The sequence below is a fragment of the Marinobacter sp. es.048 genome (assembly GCF_900188435.1).
In the GTDB taxonomy this organism is placed as follows: domain Bacteria; phylum Pseudomonadota; class Gammaproteobacteria; order Pseudomonadales; family Oleiphilaceae; genus Marinobacter.
Map to the genome: position 1 here is coordinate 1,403,625 of NZ_FYFA01000001.1, position 13,837 is coordinate 1,417,461.

14 protein-coding genes are annotated in these 13,837 nt (G+C 56.9%); 9 read left to right on the forward strand and 5 right to left on the reverse strand.

Annotated features, from left to right (window positions below):
* The first annotated feature begins 49 nt into the window (after positions 1-49).
* Together CFT65_RS06420 and CFT65_RS06425 are read left to right on the forward strand one after the other, a co-directional pair.
* Positions 50-1,021 (forward strand): DnaJ C-terminal domain-containing protein, encoded by a 972-nt coding sequence (locus tag CFT65_RS06420; RefSeq protein ID WP_088827144.1) that lies wholly within the window; start codon positions 50-52, stop codon positions 1,019-1,021.
* Positions 1,022-1,034: 13 nt separating this feature from the next.
* Positions 1,035-1,379: a chaperone modulator CbpM gene (locus CFT65_RS06425; RefSeq protein WP_088827145.1), complete on the forward strand. Its 345-nt coding sequence runs from the start codon at positions 1,035-1,037 to the stop codon at positions 1,377-1,379.
* Positions 1,380-1,391: 12 nt separating this feature from the next.
* On the opposite strand, the gene CFT65_RS18930 is transcribed toward CFT65_RS06425, so the two are convergent.
* The gene (locus tag CFT65_RS18930) at positions 1,392-1,565 is read right to left on the reverse strand and encodes a DUF6435 family protein (protein WP_104321698.1); all 174 of its coding nucleotides are present in this window, start codon (positions 1,563-1,565) and stop codon (positions 1,392-1,394) included.
* Positions 1,566-1,771: 206 nt separating this feature from the next.
* Here CFT65_RS18930 and CFT65_RS06430 point away from each other — a divergent pair, with 206 nt between their 5' ends.
* The 4 genes from CFT65_RS06430 (at position 1,772) to CFT65_RS06445 (ending at position 6,122) form a co-directional block, all read left to right on the forward strand.
* Positions 1,772-3,238, forward strand: coding sequence for a DUF5666 domain-containing protein (locus CFT65_RS06430; RefSeq protein WP_088827146.1), 1,467 nt, complete (start codon positions 1,772-1,774; stop codon positions 3,236-3,238).
* Positions 3,239-3,320: 82 nt separating this feature from the next.
* On the forward strand, positions 3,321-4,172 hold the full coding sequence (locus tag CFT65_RS06435; RefSeq protein ID WP_088827147.1) for a DUF6502 family protein: 852 nt from the start codon (positions 3,321-3,323) through the stop codon (positions 4,170-4,172).
* Positions 4,173-4,249: 77 nt separating this feature from the next.
* Positions 4,250-5,770 (forward strand): DUF5666 domain-containing protein, encoded by a 1,521-nt coding sequence (locus tag CFT65_RS06440; protein ID WP_088827148.1) that lies wholly within the window; start codon positions 4,250-4,252, stop codon positions 5,768-5,770.
* Between the two features lie 127 nt (positions 5,771-5,897).
* On the forward strand, positions 5,898-6,122 hold the full coding sequence (locus CFT65_RS06445) for a hypothetical protein (protein ID WP_088827149.1): 225 nt from the start codon (positions 5,898-5,900) through the stop codon (positions 6,120-6,122).
* Here the strand turns inward: CFT65_RS06445 and CFT65_RS06450 are convergent.
* Complete coding sequence (locus CFT65_RS06450) at positions 6,119-7,093, reverse strand: NAD(P)H-dependent flavin oxidoreductase (protein WP_088827150.1); 975 nt, start codon at positions 7,091-7,093, stop codon at positions 6,119-6,121. The two genes, CFT65_RS06445 and CFT65_RS06450, sit on opposite strands and share 4 nt — an antisense overlap.
* A gap of 127 nt (positions 7,094-7,220) precedes the next feature.
* On the opposite strand from CFT65_RS06450, the gene CFT65_RS06455 reads away from it, so the two are divergent.
* From CFT65_RS06455 to CFT65_RS06465, 3 genes are all read left to right on the forward strand, one after another.
* Positions 7,221-7,952, forward strand: a complete 732-nt coding sequence (locus tag CFT65_RS06455) for a DsbA family protein (RefSeq protein WP_088827151.1) — start codon at positions 7,221-7,223, stop codon at positions 7,950-7,952.
* A 135-nt stretch (positions 7,953-8,087) separates the two neighbouring features.
* Entirely contained in the window at positions 8,088-9,107 is a 1,020-nt protein-coding gene (locus CFT65_RS06460) for a rhodanese-related sulfurtransferase (RefSeq protein WP_088827152.1), read from the forward strand.
* Between the two features lie 21 nt (positions 9,108-9,128).
* Positions 9,129-9,410 (forward strand): DUF481 domain-containing protein, encoded by a 282-nt coding sequence (locus tag CFT65_RS06465; RefSeq protein WP_228705788.1) that lies wholly within the window; start codon positions 9,129-9,131, stop codon positions 9,408-9,410.
* A 14-nt stretch (positions 9,411-9,424) separates the two neighbouring features.
* Here the strand turns inward: CFT65_RS06465 and CFT65_RS06470 are convergent, their stop codons facing one another.
* From CFT65_RS06470 to CFT65_RS06480, 3 genes are all read right to left on the reverse strand, one after another.
* Positions 9,425-10,372, reverse strand: coding sequence for a YbgA family protein (locus CFT65_RS06470; RefSeq protein WP_088827153.1), 948 nt, complete (start codon positions 10,370-10,372; stop codon positions 9,425-9,427).
* Positions 10,373-10,475: 103 nt separating this feature from the next.
* Positions 10,476-12,719, reverse strand: coding sequence for a glycosyltransferase (locus tag CFT65_RS06475; RefSeq protein ID WP_088827154.1), 2,244 nt, complete (start codon positions 12,717-12,719; stop codon positions 10,476-10,478).
* A complete protein-coding gene (locus tag CFT65_RS06480; RefSeq protein ID WP_088827155.1) occupies positions 12,716-13,774 on the reverse strand; it encodes a lysylphosphatidylglycerol synthase transmembrane domain-containing protein in 1,059 nt (352 codons plus the stop codon). The genes CFT65_RS06475 and CFT65_RS06480 overlap by 4 nt, the downstream gene beginning before the upstream one ends.
* Between the last annotated feature and the right edge of the window lie 63 nt (positions 13,775-13,837).

The following is a 13,837-nucleotide window of genomic DNA, read 5'->3' on the forward strand; positions in this document are numbered from 1 at the left end:
TAATATAAAGAACAAGACAATCTGAGATTCCCTGGACAACGAGGTGCAGATGGACTTTAAAGACTATTATGCCGTACTCGGTGTGAGTGAGTCTGCCTCCGCCGATGACATCAAAAAGGCCTATCGCAAGCTGGCCCGGAAATACCATCCGGATGTCAGCAAGGAGGCGGACGCGGACACAAAATTCAAGGATGTCGGTGAAGCCTACGAAGTACTGAAAGATCCCGAGAAGCGTGCGGAATACGACCAGCTGCGTAAATACGGTGCCGGGGCGGATGGTTCTTTCGAGCCACCTCCGGGCTGGCAAAGCGGAGCCGGTTTCGGTGGCGGGGGTTACACCGATGCCGACGCCCGCCAGTTCAGCGATTTCTTCGAGGAGATCTTCGGTGGTGGCCGCCGGGGCGGTTTTTCCGGTGGCTTCGGTGGTGGTGGTTTCCGCCAGAACATGAAAATGCGCGGTGAAGATGTGCACGCCAGGATTGCGCTGTTCCTGGAAGAGGCTTTTCACGGCTGTGAAAAACAGATCTCTTTCGCCGTTCACGAAGCCGATGAACATGGCCGGGTAATTCCCCGGCAAAAAAACCTGAAAGTAAAGATTCCTGCCGGCATGCGCGAGGGCCAGCACATTCGCCTCAAAGGCCAGGGTTCGCCGGGCATTGGCGACGGGGAGCCGGGTGATCTGTTTATTGAAGTAGAGCTGGCACCCCATCCACATTTCGCGGTGGAGGGCCGAGACGTGTTGGTCACAGTGCCGATCGCTCCCTGGGAAGCGGCGCTGGGCGCAACAGTGACCGTGCCGACCGTTGGCTCAAAGGTAAATGTAAAAGTGCCGAAGGGCTCCACCAGTGGCCGGAAGCTAAGGCTCAAGGGCAAGGGTTTCCCGGGCAAACATCCGGGCGATCAGATTGTCATTCTGCAGATCGCCATGCCCGAGAAACACAGCCCTGAGGCCGAGAAGCTCTACGAGCAGTTGGCTGAGGCAGAGAAGAACTTCAATCCACGCAGCAAGCTTCACGTGTGAGCGGGAGTAAGGTATGAACAAGCAAGATCATATTCTGACGGTAGAGGTACTCGACCAGAATGGCAGCACCTTCACCCTGCGTGAAATTTGCGAGCGTGGCGAGTGCCATGCCGAGTTTGTCATAAAGCTGGTGGACTACGGGGTTATTGCACCGCTGGAGGACTCACCGGAAGCCCGGCAATGGCAGTTCGACGTTGCAGCGCTCAGCCGGCTGCGTAAAGCCCAGAGGCTGCAGCGGGACCTGAAAATGAACCTTCCCGGCCTGGCCATGTCACTCGAGTTGCTAGATGAAGTGGAGGAAATGCGCCGGGAAGTGGCTCGTCTCAATCACCGCATCCGGCAATTGATGGGGGAGTAGACGCTCCCCCGGTTATTTCTTCTCTTCCAACGCCTGAATTTCAGCGTAGATTTTCTCGGCCTCTTCCATCAATGTTCCATGAGTTCTCAGATCGCCGTTGCGCTGTGCATCCAGTGCCTTGGCGAGCTTCGCCTCGTATTCCTTCTGCAATTTTTTTTTCGGATCGCCTTTCAAAAATCCCAGCATGATTAATGGCCCTGTTTTATCTGACTGTTCAGAGCTTTACGTTTCCCGCTCTATAAAGTTCACAAAATTTTCATGATCAAAAACTGGACAGCCCCAATAAATGGGATTAAATTCCCAAATAACGGGTTGGGAAAAATATCCCAATTTACGATTGGGTGGTAAAGCGTGGTCGCCCGCTGACGCAAAAACAAGCATGGAGAAGAACGATGAACCGCAAACCTTTAGCAATCGCAGTGAAATTGGCCATGACCGGGGCTCTGGCCGGTGCCCTTGCCGCTTGTGGTGGCGGCGGCTCCGGAGACTCCTCCACCAGTGACACCTCATCGGGGACCAGTGTCGGGGCGGTATCCGGCTTCGGCAGTGTTTACGTGAACGGCACTCGCTTTGAAACCGATGGCAGCGTTAGCAGCGACGATGGCCTGGAGCGCGAGGATCAGCTCGAAAAGGGCATGATCCTTAAAGTGGAGGGCGACTGGGATGACCGTGGCGAAGGCCGGGCCGACAGGGTCAGTTATGACGACACCCTGCGCGGGCCAATTTCCGCTATGAGCTGGGACGATATAACCCGCACCGGAAGCCTCACGATGCTGGGCCAGACAATCTCATTGGACGGCAAAACTGTCTTTCGTGGCGCGACTCCGACGACCCTGGCTGGTAACCCCCAGGACTATCGCGTAAGGGTCAGCGCCTGGCGCCTTGAGGATGGTAGCTTCCGGGCAAGCTTTGTTGGTGCCCGGGCCATTGGTCTGGAATTCGATGACAATAACGAAGTAGAAATTGAAGGTGTTGTTGCCGATCTGGACGCAAGCGCCCAGACCTTCACCATCAACGGTTTCCTGGTTGATTACACCATCGCTGTCGGCGATGACGGCTTCTCCCTGGACGATCTGGCAAACGGAATCGTGGTGGAAGTGGAAGGCTATCTGGACGGCACCACCATCATGGCCGAAGAAATCGAAGATGAGGACGACCTCTTCGACGATGATGACGACGTCGAAATCTCCGGCAGCATTTATGACTACGACGCCGCCAGCGGTCAGTTCTCGGTAAATGGGGTGCGAGTACAGATTGATGGCGGCACCGAGTTCGATGATCTCCTCGAAAGCAGCCTCGCCGATGGCCTGTTCGTGAAAGTTGAAGGGGATTTCCGCAATGGCGTCCTGGTGGCTGAAGAGATCGAAGGCCGGGATTCCGATGCCGAGCTTGATGGTCGCATCGAGTCTCTCGATCTGACCAATGAAACCATGGTCGTCAGTGGCGTTCGTGTTCAGTTGACTGGCAATACTCTGATTGATGACGACGACGATGACGAAGATGACCTTCGCAGTCGCGTCCAGGATATCCAGAGCCTGCAGGTGGGAGACTATCTTGAAATTGAAGGTCGCCAGCAGAGCAGTGACGGCGGATTCCTCGAGGCCATCAGCATCGAGCGCGAGGATGACGACGACGATGACGATTTTGAGCTTGAGGCACGGGTGAGTGCCATCGGAGCCGATTCCATCACCATCATGAATCTTGAGGTGCTCCGCAATGACTTCAGCCTGTCCGGCGCCCAGGTTGGTGATGAAGTGGAAATCGAGTATCGCCAGACCAGCGGTGGCGAGTATGAGCTCACCGACAACGTCGAAGTCGACGACGATAGTGACGACGACAATGGCAGCGATGATGATTGATCAGTGAGCCGCCGGTGCGGGCCGGGCTGTTGTCGGCCCGCATTCTGGCTTTCGAAGTCGCTATGGGAATACAATCCCAAACATGAAAAAGTCCAACCCCCTGCATCAAGCGCTGTTTCGCATTCTGCGCCCTCTGGCGAGGTTGCTGTTGAGGAACGGCATTCCTTTCGGGGAGTTCTCCGAGCTGGTGAAACGTGCCTACGTGGAAGCCGCTCTGGAGGACTTTACCGACGGCCGACGAAAGCCCACGGATTCACGTGCTGCGGTGATGACCGGGCTGACCCGCAAGGAAGTAAAGCGCCAGCGGGAGATCCTGGCAGGGGAAGACACTGGGAGCCGCGATGTCCTCCATACCAACCGGGCGTCCCGGGTGGTATCGGGTTGGGTCCACGATGCGGTCTTCCAGGCCAAAGACAGAGAGCCAGCCATGCTGTCTTTCGACGGGCCTGGGAGTTTCAGCGAACTGGTCAAGCGTTACAGCGGTGACATGCCGCCCCGCGCTGTACTGGATGAACTGCTCCGGGTGGGCGTGGTTTCGGTTGATAGCGAATCGGGACGCCTGCTCTTGCAGCAAAGGGCCTATGTTCCGGCCGGAGACAGCGAGGAAATGCTCCAGATATTCGGCGAGGACGTATCCGATCTCATAGCGACCATTGATCATAATCTGGTCAGTGACGAGTCCGGGCAGCCCCCGCTGTTCCAGAGAACCCTGACCTACAACAACATCCCTCCGGACGTGATGGAGCGCTGGCGCAGGCACGCAGCCGCCCAGTCCCAGGCATTGCTGGAACAGCTGGACAAGTGGCTTGGGCCCCATGACCGCGATATATCGGGTCACGAGTCTGGCAGTGAGTCAGGGGATCCGGTCCGCACCGGCGTGAGCATCTTCTTCTTCGAAGAGCCTGCCAGAAAAGGCGGCCGGCGTGGGGAATAAAACAAGTTTCCGCAGGCGCTTTAACTAGGCGATATGACAGATGCCGGCCAGGAACGCCGGTTACGGAGAAAAAAGTTATGAAACGGCACTTCTGCAATCGTGTTATTGGGCTGGCAGCCGGCACAGTGGTCTTCGGGGCGATCTCTGCCTGCGGTGGCGCAGGTGGTGGAGGCGTTGATGTTGCCGATGGTGGTATCCGAGGCACAGGGTCCAGCGTTGGACCGGTTTCCGGGTTCGGAAGTGTTTTTATTAATGGCGTGGAATTCAGCACCGATGATATTCCGAATCGGGAAGTGGAAAGCAATGACGGCATCACTGCGGAAGTCCTTCTGAGCGAAGGAATGATTCTCAGGGTTGAAGGCGAGTGGCGTGATGACGGCACGGGAACAGCTGATCGGCTTAGCTATGACGACACGTTGCGAGGGCGCGTTGACCTGGTTGAGCCTGATCCGAGTGGCGCTGGCGAATTCGTAACCCTGAGCATTATGGGGCAATCCGTGCGGGTCGACCGTCAGACCGTGGTGCGTGGCACCACCTTCGCCACACTGCTCGGTGGCTCGCCGATTAGCGACCACATCCGGGTCAGCGCCTGGCGTCAGGCTGATGGTTCCTACCGGGCTGGATACATCCAGGTAATAGACCCGGACCCGACCAATATCGAGTTGGAAGGCAGTGTTCTCACGGTGGATACCAACCTGAACGAATTCACGATTGGCACGATCACCGTTCAATACGATGAGGACGATGTCAGTTTTGGTTCCGGTCTCACAGAGACAGATTTGGCAACTGCCACCGCGTTGGAAGTAGAGGGAACCCTGGCAGGAAATCTTTTGACCGCGGCTACGATTGACCGGGACGACGCGCGACGCTTTAGTCGCAGCAGTGCCGACGATATCGAGTTCACTGCGACAATCGATTCGTCCTACACATCTTCCGGCGCTGTTGGCACAAGACCGGGTGAGTTTACGATGGGAAGTCTGACAGTTCGGGTGACGGACGCGACTGAACTCGATGACAGCATCAGTCTTGTCGACCTCGCCGAGGGGCTCCTGATTCAGGTGGAAGGGAAGTTCCTCTCGGATACGGTGGTTGAGGCTGAGGAAATTGAGCTCCGGGACGGCAATGCGAAGGTCAAGGGCGTGATTTCGTCAGCGGCAGACAACACGATCATCATAGGTGGCGTTGAAGTGCTGGTTTCTCCGACCACAACCTTCACCGTTGAAGACGGCTCCGGTATCTCATTCCAGGCTCTTCCCATTAGTAGTACCACAGTGGAGGTCGAGGGGGTCGAGAGAGGGCAGGACGCAGACATCTTCATCGAAGCGTTGAAGGTAGAGGTAGACGACGAAATCGCTGATTTCGACGACCGGGATCTGTATGAGCTTGAAGGGAGGCTTACGAACATCACTCCTGCCTCAATCACGATTCTCGGAGTAGCGATCGATGCCGGACCAGAAGCTTATGATAGTAATTCTCAGGGAGAGATTATCAATCTTTTCGATGACGGTGAGCTTTTGATTCTCGAAGTTGAATATTCAGGGAGCACGAATAACTTCATCGCCGACGAAATCGATCTCGAAGAAAACGATGACGATTAACTACAAAACCCGTACCTAAATGCGGCCCACTCCGGCCCTGGTTTTGCTATACGTACGGACACGCCAGGCAGGGACGCTGTTGCCGACTGTGCAGGATGCATGAAGCACACATGTTAGCGGAGTCCGTATGTCACTCAGTTTTATCAGGCGGCTGATCTCAAACCGCCTTCTCCGACCGGTTTTCATTGTCCTGGTAGTAGCCGGTCTGGTTCAACTCCTGGTCAGCCAGTGGCTGATTTCCAGCCAGATCGAACGTCTGGTCGACACCGCCGGCTCAGCCCTTGAGGCCAGTAGCCAGATTGCCCGGACACTGACCTCGCTGGAGGATAAAGCCTCACAGTTCCAGGTTTAGTGTCCCGTGGCTAGCAAGCGCTCCCGGGCGCTTCTGTATTCGTCAGTCAGTCGGCTCACCAGATCCGGCACTGTCAGCACGTCGTGGATCTGGCTGACCCCCTGGCCGGCGGACCAAACGGTTTTCCAGGCCTTGGCCTCATCATCAATAGGCTTCAGTTTTTCCCCATAGTTGATCTCGCCGGCCTGGTTCAGCTTGTCCATGGGAAAGCCGGCTTCCTTCAGACTCTGGCGCATAAAGCTGGCGGGCACGCCGGAAACCGCCGGTGTATGAATGATATCGCCTGACACCGCCTCAATGATCATGTTCCGGTAGGCCTCGTCGGCCTGGGACTCAACGGTATTGATGAACCGGGTGCCCAGGTAGGCCAGGTCCGCGCCGAGGGCCTGGGCCGCCAGCAGGTCCTCACCATGGGACAGCCCGCCCGCCAGCAGAATCGTGCCATCAAAGACTTCCCGGATTTCATGCACCAGAACAATCGGGTTGATGGTGCCCGCATGGCCACCGGCACCCGCCGCTACAGCAATGATGCCGTCAACACCGGCCTCCGCGGCCTTGCGGGCATGCTTCTGGTTGGTCACGTCATGGAACACCACGCCGCCGTAGCTGTGCACCGCCTCTACCACCTGGCTGGCGGCGCCCAGGGAGGTAATGATGATGGGCACCTTGTGTTTTACGCAAAGCTCCAGATCCGCCTGCCAGCGAGGATTGGTCCGGTGCACAATCAGGTTCACGGCGTAGGGCGCCGTTTTTACATCCGGGTTCGCGCTTTGGAAGGAGGCCAGCTCGTCGTTCATCTGGATCAGCCATTCTTCAAAGCCTTCGCTGGTGCGCTGGTTCAGAGCCGGAAAACTGCCAACGATGCCCTGCTTGCAACAGGCAAGGGCAAGTTCGGGCCCGGAGATCAGGAACATGGGGGCGGCAACCAGCGGCAAAGAGAGCGTGTCTGTCAGGGAAGCGGGCAAGGGCATGAGGATTCCTTAATTTTTGTTGGCACTTTTGTAGGATATAAAGGATCTTAGCGTGCCCGGCCGGTTCTGAAAACGGTCGTGAGCTAATTAAATCCGGAAAACCAGAAACACAATAAGGAGCCCTTCCATGGGTGAAGCAAAACGTCGCAAGGAAACCGGTGCACCGCCTCCCCAAAAAGCAAAAACCAACAAGCCGCTCTACGCCGGCATAGGTTTGCTGGTTCTGGCCGCTGTGCTTCTGGGTATCTTTTTCCTGACCGCAGCACCCGAGCCTACTTCTGATGAGTTGCCAGTGGCAGCGCCCAATGCCGAGGACTTTCCCGCCGAGCTGGATCAGTACGGTGTCTCCGTCGGCCCCGAAGATGCCCCGGTGGTGGTTCGTGAATTTGCCGATTATCAGTGTCCCGCCTGTGGCAGCTTTGCTTCAGCCAGCAAGCAGCTGAAGGACGAGTATGTGAATGCGGGCAAGGTTCGGTTCGTCTACTTTGATCTGCCATTGCAGCAGCATCAGAACGCGATGCCGGCCGCCCAGGCCGCGCGCTGCGCCGGTGATCAGGACGCCTACTGGGCCATGCATGATCGCCTCTACAGCTTTCAGACCGAGTGGAATGGGTCGAACGATCCGGTCGCAACGTTTACCCGGTATGCCGGCGATCTGGGCCTGGAAGAACGCCGCTTTCGCCGGTGCATGACCACGGAACTGCACCGCGAGGCTGTGGAGCAGAGTCGCCAGGTGGCCATGCAACTGAGAGTCACCAGCACGCCTACGGTTCTGGTGGATAACATCCGCCTGACTCGTCCCGGTTGGGGTCAACTTTCTGCCGTGGTTGAGCGTGAGCTGGCCAATGAGGTGGACTGACAGCCCGATACCCGGGTAACCCCGCACTTGATCGTGAGCCTGAGTTGGTTAAAATTTGCGCCCTCTCAGGCTCCAGCCTTTGATAAACCCCGAAACCATGCTCCGGATTTACGGTCCGGCCCGCAGGAGAACATGATGAGCAACAACGTTGTTGTCTGCGCACTGTACAAGTTCGCAGTCCTGAATGATTACAAATCCCTTCGCCAGCCGCTGCTGGACCTGATGCTTGAAAAAGACGTGCATGGCACTTTGCTGCTGGCGCGCGAAGGCATCAACGGCACCATTGCCGGCAGTCGCGAAGGCATTGATGCCGTGAAAGCCTGGATCGCCAGCGATGAGCGGTTCGACGGCATCGATTACAAAGAGTCCTTTGTGGACATCCAGCCGTTCAAACGCACCAAAGTGAAGCTCAAGAAAGAGATCGTCACCATGGGTGTGGACGGTATCGATCCGAAGCGGATTGTCGGCACGTATGTGGATCCCAAAGAGTGGAACGATCTGATTTCCGATCCTGATGTGGTGCTGGTGGATACCCGCAACCAGTACGAAGTTGAAATTGGCACCTTCAAGAATGCTGTCAATCCGGCTACCGATACCTTCCGGGAATTCCCGGAATACGTGAAGCAGAACCTGGATTCTTCCAGGCACAAGAAGGTGGCCATGTTCTGTACCGGCGGTATTCGTTGCGAGAAATCCACCGCGTATCTGAAGGAGCAGGGTTTCGAGGAGGTCTATCACCTCAAGGGCGGCATCCTGAAATACCTGGAAGAGGTGCCGGAAGAGCAGAGCCTGTGGCACGGGGAGTGCTTCGTGTTTGATGACCGGGTAACGGTTAACCACCGGCTGGAGCGTGGCGACTACGACCAGTGCCATGCCTGCCGCAGGCCGATCACCGAGGAAGACAAGCAGCGCCCCGAGTATGAGCAGGGTGTGAGCTGTCATCAGTGCATCGATTCGCTGACCGAAGAGCAGAAGGCCCGGTTTGCCGAGCGTGAACGCCAGATGCGCCTGGCTGAAGAGCGCGGCGAAGCCCATGTCGGTGGCGAAGCTGCGCGCATCATTGCCGAACGCAAGGCCCGGAAAAAAGCCGAAAGAGAGCGTCAGGCCCGGAAAAGCCTGGACGGCGAAAGGGCGAGCAACACCGAGGGCGCCTGACCAACCCCGAAAGGAGACTTCATGGATTTACGACAGGCTGTAGCCGTAACCGCAGTTGTTATCGCGCCACTTGCCAGCGCACAGAATGCTGATGACTGGGAGGGCGAAACCGAGCTGGGCGTGTTGATGACCTCGGGCAATACCGAAAAAACCAACATCAAGGGTCGCCTGGGGCTGATCCATGAAGTCGAAACCTGGCGCAACACCGGCGAATTCCGGACCAACTATTCCGAGACCGACGACGAAACCACTGCTGAGAAATATCTTGCCGTGAATTCGGGGTCAGATGAAATTTTCATCTGACCCCAACTTTATCTTCAGACGTTGTTCCGCAGCCCCAGCTCATCCGGGTAAGGAGTGAGGTATTGCTGAGCATGCAGGTAGTCCACCGGCTCCCTTCGCTGGGCCATGCGCAGCAGCGTCATGGGAACCACGAGCGGTACCTCGCCCCGATGGTAAGCCTCCATCTGCTCCATCAACACCCTGCGGTCTTCATCACCCATGGAATCCCTGAGATAGCCCATCAGGTGCTGCATGGCGTTCATGTGCGAGCCCCGGCTCACCTTCTTGCTCATGGCCTCCATGAACAGGTGGATGTAGCGCTCGGCAATCGCCTCCAGCGGCTCCGATTTCAGATCCCCCAACATGGGGCCAAGCTGGCGATAGATCTTTTCGGAATGCGCCAGAAGCTGGAACTTGTGGCGGGTGTGGAATTCAATCAGCGCCTTGGCAGATAGCTTTTCGCCGGCCACGTTCTGCATCCAGTCGTCGTAGGCGAAAACCCGCTCAACAAAGTTCTCCCGGATCATGTTGTCGTTGAGTCGGCCTTCCTCCTCCACCGGCATCAGCGGGTAGGCTTTCAGCAGTGCCTCGGCAAACATGCCGCGGCCATCCCGGCGGGTTACGTTGCCATCCTCGTTGTGTACCTTGATCCGTTCCATGCCACAGCTCGGGGACTTGGCCATCAGGATGTAACCACGAAGGTTCGCCAGGGAGGGCATGACCTGTTCGATGAAGCCCTGCATGGCGTCGGTGTGGTCCGCCTTGCCCCTGGTTTCGATCAGGCGCAGGCCGTCACTGGACTCGCGAAGGTGGATTGCCGGGCGCGGAACGCCAAGACCGGCTTCCAGCTCCGGGCAGATGGAGCGGAAATCAAAGTGCTTTGAGAGCACCTGGGTGCAGTAGCGGGAATGTTTATGGCCGCCATCATGGCGAACTTCCTTACCCAGCAGGCAGGTGCTGATTCCGACGGGGATGCCGCTCACGTTAGTCTCCGATAATTAAGCAGGTCTGATAGCTAAAACTGTCTTTGTAATACGTGAATTCAGTCTAGCCCGATCAGGCCGCCGCGGAAAACTGTAACCCTACCTATTCAGGATGGATTATCGAGCCTTTTCGTTTCTTCGCGACCATGGCGAGTGTGGTGGCGTAAATGGTGCGAACGTCATGGGCAAACTGCTCCACTGAGTAGTCCTTGGCGAATTCCAGAGCCTGTTCGGAGAGTTTCTCGCGCAGTTCGTCGTCTTCCAGCAGCTTTTTGACCTGCGCGCGCCACTGGTCCTGTTTCTCCGGCGTCTTGAAGCCGTTGAACCCGTGTCGAACCACGTCCTCAATGCCACTGGAGCGAACCGCTACTACCGGCAAACCGGCGGCCATGGCCTCCAGAATCACCATGCCCTGGGTTTCGGAGATCGAAGCGAACAGGAAGGCATCGCCCAGTCGGTACCAGGTGGCCATTTCGTCCGGCGGCACGGCACCAACCAGAGCGAAGTGTTGTTGAAGACCCAGGTCTTCGATCTTCTTCTGCAGGCGGTCTTTCTGGTGGCCATCGCCAATCATCAGGAACCGGAACGGCACATTGGTTTCCCGCCGCAGGGCATCAATCGCCTCAATCATGAAGTCGATGTTTTTTTCGTTCGACAGCCGGGAAACGCTGATGAACACTTTCTCATTCTTCAGCTGGAGCTTTTCCCGCAGTTGCTCGACGTCCTTCTCCTGAACCTCCTGGAATTTGTGGTATTCGATGCCCGTCGGTTGCACAAAGGTGGGTGTTTTTACCCCGATCATCCGCAGGTATTCCTCGGTTGAGTAGGTAGGTACGATCACCCCGTCGCACTTGTTGGCAAAGCGCTTGATCAGCGCGTGGGAAATCAGGTTCCGGAACAGCATGCCCGGAAGGGGCACAAAGTGGGCGTAGTGCTCCAGGCGGGTATGGTAGGTGTAGATGGCCGGTATATTGAGAGTGCGCGCCACGAATAGCCCGAGCGATCCCAGCCAGAACGGATGATGCAGATGGATAATATCCGGCTTGAAGGCCCGTACCCTTTTGCGAACCCGCCCGAGGAAGATATTGGCCAGGCGGAATTCCCGCTTCTCACCCATGGCCAGTAGCGAGGGCACTCGCAGAACGTGGGTTTCGGTTTCCGCCTGGCCCTTATAACGGGGTGCCACCACAAGCAGTTTGTCACCGAGCTCTTCCAGGCCCCGCCGCAGGCGTTCAATTGAAATCGGAACGCCGCCGATAAAGGGCAGGTAGTTGTTGGTGAACATGGCCACCCGCATTGGCTTTTCGAGCCAGGGCGCCGGGTCCAGATCGTAGTCGGGGTAATAGTCCTTGCCAATGAAAATGGCGCCATACAGTTTGATGGCAATGGCCGCAAACACAGCGACGATCAGAATGAAGTTGAGGTAACCGGTGTAGAACAGGGAGTAGATAAAAAACCAGAGACTTTCCAGCCGTTTCAGAACCGGGTGCTGACCCACTTCCAGGCGCTGCAGGCTGTGGCTTACCTCGCCCTCGGCGTCCACATTCACCCGCACGTAGTGATAGAAGCTGGTGTCATTGTTCATCACCAGGCCGCCGGCGCCGCCGGTAGTAACAAACTTCGTATCGCCTACCTGCTCCTCTGCATAGAGCGAAAGATTTGCGGAAAATACCCGTTCAACGTCATGATCCCTGATCGCCGCGAGCAGGGCGTCCCGGAACTCGGGGGGCGTCAGGTAATCGTCCTTCTGATCGAACGGGGCATTTTCGTCCGGGTGCAGGGGGGGATGGCCAATGAACAGTATCCGTGCCTTGGAGGTGTCCTGGGCCAAGAGGTCTTTTAGCCACCGGATCTGCCATCGCCAGGGTGTTTTGCCGGTGCTATCAAGGAAAATAAGCCGGCTGTTACCGGCCTCGATACTGAAGAAGTGAGGGCCGAAGTGATCGTAGAATCGGAAACTGCCAAAATCCTCGTACTCGTGGGCGCCGAAGGTAAGCAGGTAGGGAATCTCCAGATGGCTCAGGGTGCCGTACAACGCCCGGTATTTGTCCTCGCCACCACCACTGACCGCATTCCCGGCGGAGATCAGGAAATCGAGCCCGGAGCGGTTCAGTTCCGGAACGATGCGTTCTTCAAAGATGCCCACCGAGTTGTTGATGTTACCCACCACCGCAAAGCTGAACGGCTGGCCGGGTTCGAGCTGACGATAAATCTGCTCTACCTGCTCGGTATGGACCGCCTCGAAATCCTCGGTGAACAGATTCAGATAGGTCTTGTAGCCAACCAGCAGAAGCACCACCAGCAGGCAAAGGTAGAACAGAAGCTTGAGTGGGTTGCGGAAAATCATCCGGCTCTCCTGCGATTGGCAACAAGTTCCTTCTGTAGTACAACCAGCCCAATAATCATGCCCAGGTAAATGGTCAGCAGGCGCCAGCAGACAATCACCAGAATCAGGTGGTTACCCGAGAGGATATCCCGGAAGAAGCTCCCGAAAACACCCTCCGAGATACCAGAGGCACCAGGCGTGGGCGAGAAATACATAACAAAGGTGGTCACGACCAGCAGGCCCACAGACATCACGTAGTCAACACTGTAGTCCAGGCTGTGCATCAGCAGTGCCGGGAAGCTGAACAGGCTGAGCAGAAATATGGCGGTGAACAGTATAGACAGCCAGACGAACACGGGCGCGCCGCGCAGGTAATCGCCAAAGCTCCGGGAAAGCCGCAGCATCTCCCTCCGTGCCTTGAACTGCCAGCGCCGATGGCGGCGTTCACTGATCAGATGGAGTCGACGCGCGGCCCTCAGCAGCCGGGTCAGGGGTCCGATCAGCCAGCGGGTCCGGAACAGCAGCACCAGGAAAAAACCAAGGTACAGAACGATCAGAAACGCCAGCGCGGTGCCTATATCGCCGACAATTGAATTGCCGTCCAGGGACTTGAGCGTGAGCAGGAATACCGGCGTGAGCGAAAAAATGAACAACACCGCCAGTACCGTTCGAATCGTTGTGGCTGCCGTGGCTCTCCCGACCGGGACACCATGCTGGCTAAGGAACCAGATCTGGGCGAAACCGCCCCCCGTGGCCATAGGCGTGATGTTGGAAAAGAACAGATTGATAAATACCAGCCGGAACATCGCTGGCAGCGGCAGCCGGTGCCCCAGGGCCCTGAGGGTAAAATAGAGCCGCAGGCCGTCTGATATGAAATAAACCAATAGAAGGCCAGCCACCGAGAAGAGGGTTTCCGGAGCGATCAGCCTGGCATCGAAGGTAAGGGTGCGCTCGGCAAACAGATCGTAAACGGCATACAGCCCGGCAGCCGTAAGCGCCACAAACAACAGACTGAACATCGCCAGCCTTTTTCCAGAGGCGCGCTTTGAGTAGTCGATTTCAGTGGAGTCAGTCATGGGCTGCCCGTCAGAGTGAGACGGGCAGTTTACAGGGTAGGGTGTGGGCGGTGTCCAGTGCCT

Bases quoted from the DNA above. Each gene is read 5' to 3' on its own strand.
- CFT65_RS06420 (WP_088827144.1), top strand. From the start codon at position 50: ATGGACTTTAAAGACTATTATGCCGTACTCGGTGTGAGTGAGTCTGCC.
- CFT65_RS06425 (WP_088827145.1), top strand. From the start codon at position 1,035: ATGAACAAGCAAGATCATATTCTGACGGTAGAGGTACTCGACCAGAAT.
- CFT65_RS18930 (WP_104321698.1), bottom strand. From the start codon at position 1,565: ATGCTGGGATTTTTGAAAGGCGATCCGAAAAAAAAATTGCAGAAGGAA.
- CFT65_RS06430 (WP_088827146.1), top strand. From the start codon at position 1,772: ATGAACCGCAAACCTTTAGCAATCGCAGTGAAATTGGCCATGACCGGG.
- CFT65_RS06435 (WP_088827147.1), top strand. From the start codon at position 3,321: ATGAAAAAGTCCAACCCCCTGCATCAAGCGCTGTTTCGCATTCTGCGC.
- CFT65_RS06440 (WP_088827148.1), top strand. From the start codon at position 4,250: ATGAAACGGCACTTCTGCAATCGTGTTATTGGGCTGGCAGCCGGCACA.
- CFT65_RS06445 (WP_088827149.1), top strand. From the start codon at position 5,898: ATGTCACTCAGTTTTATCAGGCGGCTGATCTCAAACCGCCTTCTCCGA.
- CFT65_RS06450 (WP_088827150.1), bottom strand. From the start codon at position 7,093: ATGCCCTTGCCCGCTTCCCTGACAGACACGCTCTCTTTGCCGCTGGTT.
- CFT65_RS06455 (WP_088827151.1), top strand. From the start codon at position 7,221: ATGGGTGAAGCAAAACGTCGCAAGGAAACCGGTGCACCGCCTCCCCAA.
- CFT65_RS06460 (WP_088827152.1), top strand. From the start codon at position 8,088: ATGAGCAACAACGTTGTTGTCTGCGCACTGTACAAGTTCGCAGTCCTG.
- CFT65_RS06465 (WP_228705788.1), top strand. From the start codon at position 9,129: ATGGATTTACGACAGGCTGTAGCCGTAACCGCAGTTGTTATCGCGCCA.
- CFT65_RS06475 (WP_088827154.1), bottom strand. From the start codon at position 12,719: ATGATTTTCCGCAACCCACTCAAGCTTCTGTTCTACCTTTGCCTGCTG.
- CFT65_RS06480 (WP_088827155.1), bottom strand. From the start codon at position 13,774: ATGACTGACTCCACTGAAATCGACTACTCAAAGCGCGCCTCTGGAAAA.